This window comes from Pseudomonas sp. Pseusp97, from assembly GCF_047304025.1.
Lineage (GTDB): Bacteria > Pseudomonadota > Gammaproteobacteria > Pseudomonadales > Pseudomonadaceae > Pseudomonas.
In genome coordinates this window covers 1-5,904 of record NZ_JBGLYK010000286.1, presented here as the reverse complement: position 1 = coordinate 5,904, position 5,904 = coordinate 1, and the positions used below count along the sequence as shown (strand labels likewise).

At 66.6% G+C, this 5,904-nt stretch carries 5 protein-coding genes; 1 reads left to right on the top strand and 4 read right to left on the bottom strand.

All coding sequences use genetic code 11. The features are described from left to right. Positions 1 to 161: 161 nt before the first annotated feature. On the bottom strand, positions 162 to 362 hold the full coding sequence (ptrC, locus tag ACCC94_RS27190; RefSeq protein ID WP_413352707.1) for a type III secretion system co-regulatory protein PtrC: 201 nt from the start codon (positions 360 to 362) through the stop codon (positions 162 to 164). 207 nt (positions 363 to 569) lie between these two features. Between ptrC and ACCC94_RS27185 the strand changes: the two genes are divergently transcribed. Beyond that, complete coding sequence (locus ACCC94_RS27185) at positions 570 to 905, top strand: ribonuclease E inhibitor RraB (protein ID WP_024762270.1); 336 nt, start codon at positions 570 to 572, stop codon at positions 903 to 905. A 604-nt stretch (positions 906 to 1,509) separates the two neighbouring features. On the opposite strand, the gene ACCC94_RS27180 is transcribed toward ACCC94_RS27185, so the two are convergent. The 3 genes from ACCC94_RS27180 to ACCC94_RS27170 all read right to left on the bottom strand — a co-directional run. Further along, complete coding sequence (locus ACCC94_RS27180; protein WP_413352706.1) at positions 1,510 to 2,169, bottom strand: DsbA family oxidoreductase; 660 nt, start codon at positions 2,167 to 2,169, stop codon at positions 1,510 to 1,512. 139 nt (positions 2,170 to 2,308) lie between these two features. After that, positions 2,309 to 4,720 (bottom strand): TonB-dependent siderophore receptor, encoded by a 2,412-nt coding sequence (locus ACCC94_RS27175; RefSeq protein ID WP_413352705.1) that lies wholly within the window; start codon positions 4,718 to 4,720, stop codon positions 2,309 to 2,311. A 407-nt stretch (positions 4,721 to 5,127) separates the two neighbouring features. After that, on the bottom strand, positions 5,128 to 5,904 hold a 777-nt coding region (locus ACCC94_RS27170; RefSeq protein ID WP_413352704.1), incomplete at its 5' end, for a FecR domain-containing protein.

Below are 5,904 nucleotides of genomic sequence, written 5' to 3'. Positions count from 1 at the left end.
CCCCTGGCGCCGGCGCTGGCCAACGCGCTGTTCGCGGCCACCGGCAAGCGCATCCGCACCTTGCCGATCGGCAATCAGTTGCAGGCGTGAAGTCCGGTAGCTGACACAAATGCCCCGCCTGAGCGGGGCATTTGCTTATCAGCGTCTAAGCTTTCGGAAGGTCAGGCGACCAGCGCCTGCTGTTCCCGGGCCTCGCAGATCAGCTCGCGCAGCGCGCGGCGCTCTTCGGGCAGGGTGGCGGCGCTGTGCAGGGCGAGGCCGCCTTCTTCGTCGGCGACGGCGATCTGGGTCTCGAAGTGCAGTTGCACCTCGTCCAGGGTGATGTAGGTGATGCGGTAGGCCTCGGTGCTGTGCGTGTGCATGGTCGCAGGCTCGATGAGGGGAGGGCGCAGGCCCGATGAACACATCCTCGCGCCAGGCGATCAAGCTCGGAAGTGAAACACCGTGATGGTGAACATCACCCAAGGCGATGGTGCCGGCGAGATTTTCCGGCAGTTGTCATGCAGGACGGGTATCCTGCGCGGGCGTGCCCACACCGGGCACTTTGTAAATCGAATTGGAGCAGTGACATGAGCCGCGACAAGCAGCTTTTCCCGGAAGACGAAATCGGCGATGCCCTGTGGGCCCTGCAGGAAGACGGCGAAGACCTCTCCCTCGAGCATGAGGTGGAGTTCGCGGTGATCTTCCCGGACGAGCAGTCCGCCCTGGACTTCGCCATCATGCTGCTGCAGAACGGGCAGAAGGTGGCGTACTCCGAGTACGACGGCAACGACAAGCTGCCCTGGCAGGTCCTGGCCTACCCGGTGATGGAGCTCTCCCACGAGCACATCAGCGGCTACGCGGCGCTGCTGTCCGAGCACTCCGCCGACCTGGGCGGTCAGATGGACGGCTGGTCGGCGCTCTGATCGGCTGATGCTGCACGAAAAACGGCGCCCCAGGGCGCCGTTTTTCTTTCTGTGGCAAACGCACGGCGGCGGGAAGGACCTGTAGGAGCGAGCTTGCTCGCGAACAGAATTCCCAGGCGACATCAGTGTCAGGCGGGTTCGCGAGCAAAGCTCGCTCCTACGAAAAGCTCCGTAGGGCGCACAACGCGCCAGCGTTATCCGCCGCGCAGGTGCCGGCGGATAACCTGTTCCAGGTTATGCGCCCTACGGTCCCTCATACGGCAAACTTCAAGGGTTGGGCGGCAACTGTAGGAGCGAGCTTGCTCGCGAACAGCCTCCCGGCAGCACCGAGCGCCCCGCCCCGCAGGGCCGTCTGCATGCACCTGCCGATCCGGAGCTCTCCGCTGCGGACTTCGCGGACAAGGTCCGCTCCTACTCGCTATTGCCATGGCATGCCCTCTCCCTGAATGGAGAGGGAGCTATCCGTGCCGCCAGCAAGCTCAGAGTTTCGCTTGATGCCGATCAGTCCCCTCTCCCTTCAGGGAGAGGGTTAGGGAGAGGGAAATCTCGGGCACAAATTTCCAGGGAAAGACAGTTGCTCTTACCGGGGAGACCGCGCGAAAACCTACTCCGGCAATGGCGCATTACGCGCCACCTGGCGCAACGCCTGCTCGTAGTAGTCGGTGCTCTGCGCCCCGGAGATCAGCTGGCGACCATTGAGGATCACCGCGGGCACCGCGCGGATGCCATGGCTGGTGTAGAAGTCTTCCTCGGCCACCACTTCGTCGGCGTAGGCGTCGCTGTCGAGGATTTCCCGCGCGCGCACTGCGTCCAGGCCGACGCTGACGGCCACTTCCAGCAGCACTTCCGGGTCGCTCGGGTCGCGCCCTTCGCCGAAGTAGGCATGCAGCAGCGCCTGTTTCAGGGCGATGTCGCGGTGCGATTCACCCGCCCAGTGCAGCAGGCGATGGGCGTCGAAGGTGTTGTAGATGCGGTTGCGCTTCTTCAGGTCGAAGTGCACGCCGACTTCCTCACCCATGGAACGCAGGTGCTCCTGGTTGCGGGCGATGTCCTCGGCGCTGCTGCCGTACTTGCGCTGCAGGTGCTCGACCAGGTCTTCCCCCTCGGCGGGCATGTCGGCGTTGAGTTCGAAGGGCTTGATGCGCAGTTCCACCCTCAGTTCGCCGTCTACCCGGCGGATGGCTTCCAGCAGGCCGTTGAGGCCGATGGCGCACCAGGGGCAGACCACGTCGGAGACGAAATCGATGGTGATGGCGTCGCTCATGGGGCGAACTCCGGCAAATGGGCGAGCTTCCAGCATGGACCCGAATGGCTGCTGCGTTCCAGTGGCGAGACGGCCGGGAGCTGTTTTTGCGCGCCGGCCGGCTGTGGATGGGGTGCGACGTCCCTGTCGCATGGGGAAATCAGAAGTCGACGGTCATCGACAATTTCAGGGTGCGCGGGTCGCCCTGGGTCAGGTAGCCGCCGATGGTCGAGGCCCAGTACGACTTGTTGGCGACGTTCTCCAGGTTGGCGCGCAGGGTCACGTCGCGCTCGTCCACCTTGAAGGCGTAGCGGGCGCCGAGGTCGAAGCGGGTCCAGGCCGGGATGCTCAGGTCGTTGGCAGCATCCAGGTATTGGCCGCCGGTGCGCAGCACGCGGCCGTTGAGGGCTGCGCCCTGGAGGCCGGGGACGTCCCAGTCGGCGCCCAGGTTGTACTGGAAGGTCGGCACGCCCACGGCGCGGTTGCCATCGGTCTTGCCGCCCGCGGTGTTCTTCAGTTCGGTGTCGATCCAGGTGCCGCCGGCCAGCAGGCGCAGGCCGTTGACCGGCTCGCCGAAGACGTTCAGCTCGATGCCGCGGTTCTCCTGCTCGCCGTCGACGCTGAAGATCTTCGAGTCCGGGTCGGTGGTGCTGAACGGTTGCTCGATGCGGTAGAAGGCCAGGTTGCCGCCGTAGCTGCCGAAGTCCAGCTTGGCGCCCACTTCCACCTGCTTGGAACGGTTCGGCGCGAAGACTTCGCCGAAGTTCGCCGCGCTGCTGGGCGCGGTCGGGCCGGCGGCCAGGCCTTCGATGCGGTTGGCGTAGAGCGACAGGTACTCGGTGGGCTTCACCACGAGGCCATAGACCGGCGTGGTGATGGATTCGTCGTAGCTGGCGGTGCGCTTGCCCACGTAGTTCCAGCCGTCGGTGCCGATGCTCTGGCGGCGCACGCCCACGGTCAGCAGCACGCGATCATCGAGGAAGCCCAGCGTGTCGGCCGCGGCCAGGCTCCTGTTCAGCGTCTTGCCGACGATGCCCGGGTCGCTGTAGTCGCCGCCGGCCAGGGTCGGTGCGGGCTTGGGTGTCTGCACCGGGTGATAGAGATCGGTCGGGTAGCGCTTGCTGGTCATGGTGTAGGCGCTGCGCTGCTCGGCCCAGATGCCGGCGACGCTGAGGTTCATCTGGTGGCTGACCGGTCCGGTGGCGAAGTGGCCATTGAGGCCGGCCATGGCGCTCTTGTTGTCCTCGTCATGGGTGGCGTCCATCATCCCGCCGCCCGCGTCGCCGCTGTTGTCGTTGAGGGTCAGCGCCGAGTAGGCGCCGTTCTCGCGGGTGTGCTTGGCGCCGCCGGAGAGGTAGGCGGTCCAGCTGTCGTTCAGGTCGTATTCGGCGCGGAACATGCCGAACGTGTCTTCGAGCTGCGAGTAGCTCCAGGACTGGCCGTAGTTGTGGTCGGCATCCGGGGCGTGGGGGATGCTGCTGACGCCGCTGCCGACGTAGACCACCGGGCGGCCCTGGTTGATGCGCTGCTTCTGGTAGCCGAAATCGGTGACCAGGCGCAGGCGCTCGCCGCGGTAGTCGAGGTTGACCGTGGCCAGCTTGTAGCGCTGGTTCTCGTCGTCGACAGCGGTTTCGCCTTCGCGCTGGGCCAGGTTGACCCGCGCGCCGAAGCGGTTGTCCTCGCCGAAGCGCTGGCCGAGGTCGAGGTGCTCGCCGAACTGGTTGTCGCTGCCGTAGCCCAGGGTCACGCTGCGGGTGGGCGTGTCCTCGGCGCGCTTGGTCTGCAGGTTGACCGCGCCGCCGATGCCGCTGCCGCTGGGCGTCACACCGTTGATGAAGGCGTTGGGGCCCTTGAACAGCTCGACGCGCTCCAGCGACTCGGTGCCGATGATCTGTCGCGGGGTAACGCCGTACAGGCCATTGAGCGAGACGTCGTCGGTGCTCAGCGGCAGGCCGCGGATGACGAAGATCTGCGAGAAGTTGCCGTAGCCGTTGCCCTGGCGCACCGAGGCGTCGTTGAGCAGCACGTCGCCGACGGTCTGCGCCTGGGTGTCCTGGATGGTCTTGGCGGTGTAGCTGGCGAAGCTGAAGGGCACGTCCTGGATGTCCTGGTTGCCCAGCATGCCCAGCTGCGCGCCGCGTGCGATCTGGCCACCGGCGTAGGCCGGCGGCAGGTTGCCGGGCTGCTGCGCGGCGCCGCTGACGGTGGTGGCGTCCATCTCCAGCGCGTCGCTGTCAGCGGGTGCGGCCTCCACGCCATAACCGCTGTTCTTGCGCACCAGGCGGTAGCCGCTGCCTTCGAGCAGCTGCTCAAGGCCCTGCTCGGGGGCGAAGCTGCCCTTGAGGCCCGCGCTCTGCTGGCGGTTCAGCGCCTGCGCCTCGAATGCCAGCGGCACGCCGGCCTGGGCAGCGAAGCGCGCCAGTATCTCGCCCAGCGGGCCGGGGGCAATGTCGTACTGGCGCTGCTGGCTGGCGGCTTCGGCGGCCAGGCTGGGCAGCACGACACCGCCGGTCAGGGCCAGGCTGACGGCCAGGGCGAGAGAGTGCGGGCGAAGGCGGGAGCGGAGGAGCATGGAGTGTTCCTGTCGGCAAATGGAGGTTGTCTTCCTCTTCACCGGGCGAGATCGAAAAAGGTGTCAGGGGTGGGCGAAAAAATTTCAGAGTGTTGGGCTTTTGTTGTAGGAGTGAGCTTGCTCGCGAACCGCCCAACGCCAGTGCGGCCGGGGAATCTGTTCGCGAGCAGGCTCGCTCCTACAGGTGGGGACTCGGCGCGGTGCGGTCCCTCTCCCTAACCCTCTCCCTGAAGGGAGAGGGGATATCCGTGCCTTGCGCTCTTCCGTGATTGCCGGCGAGCGAAGTGTTTGCCATGCACGCCGGTCTGGCCCCCTCTCCCTTCGGAGCGGGGCGCGTAGCCAGGGCGGGGGAGAGGGCAAATCCCAGGCACGGATTCCTGACACGAGAGGCTAGTTATTTCATTGGTTCACGCCGGCTCCACGGTCACCCAATAGCGCGTCATCCGCCGCAGCTTCACGGGCAGCATGTCCGCCAGCAGCGCAAGCCCGGCGTCGCTGTCTCCCAGCGGGATAGCCCCTGTCACGCGCAGGTTGGCCAACCGCGGGTCGCAGCGCAGGAGGCCGCTGCGGTAGCGTCCGAGTTCTCCCAGCAGATCGTCCAGGCGCATGCCCTGGGCCAGCAGCATGCCGTTTTCCCAGGCGCTGGCGTTGGCGTCCGCTGGCTGCAGAGACTGGAAGCCCTGCGCGCTGAACATCAACTGCTGTCCGGCACCGACCATCTGGCTCGCGTAACCCGGCAACTCGACGCTCACCTCTTTATCCAGCACCGCCACACGGCACGCATCGCCCAGGTCGCGCAGGCTGAAGCGCGCGGTCGGGGTACGCAGCAGGCCGTAGCGGCTATCGACGATGAAGGGGCGTGGGTCGGGCAGGGCGTCGACGAGGATTTCACCTTGGAGCAGGCGCAGGCGGCGCTCGCGGGTGTTGAAGGCCAGGTTCACCGCACTGTCGGTATTCAGGGTGAGCTGGCTGCCATCGGGCAGGCGCAGGTGCTTGCGCTCGCCCACAGCGGTGCGCAGGTCGGCGTTCCATTCCGCCCAGGGCAGCTGTCGTGCCGCCAGCCAGGCAGCCGGCGCCACGGCCATCAGTACGCCCAGGCGGTTGAGCATCTGCCGGCGGTTCAGGCCGCTGCGTTGCAGGCTTTGCCGGCCCAGGCCCGGCGGCAGCTGGTGCAGGCCCAGCAG

Coding starts and splice junctions, on each gene's coding strand:
- ptrC (WP_413352707.1), bottom strand. CDS start 362: ATGCACACGCACAGCACCGAGGCCTACCGCATCACCTACATCACCCTG.
- ACCC94_RS27185 (WP_024762270.1), top strand. CDS start 570: ATGAGCCGCGACAAGCAGCTTTTCCCGGAAGACGAAATCGGCGATGCC.
- ACCC94_RS27180 (WP_413352706.1), bottom strand. CDS start 2,169: ATGAGCGACGCCATCACCATCGATTTCGTCTCCGACGTGGTCTGCCCC.
- ACCC94_RS27175 (WP_413352705.1), bottom strand. CDS start 4,720: ATGCTCCTCCGCTCCCGCCTTCGCCCGCACTCTCTCGCCCTGGCCGTC.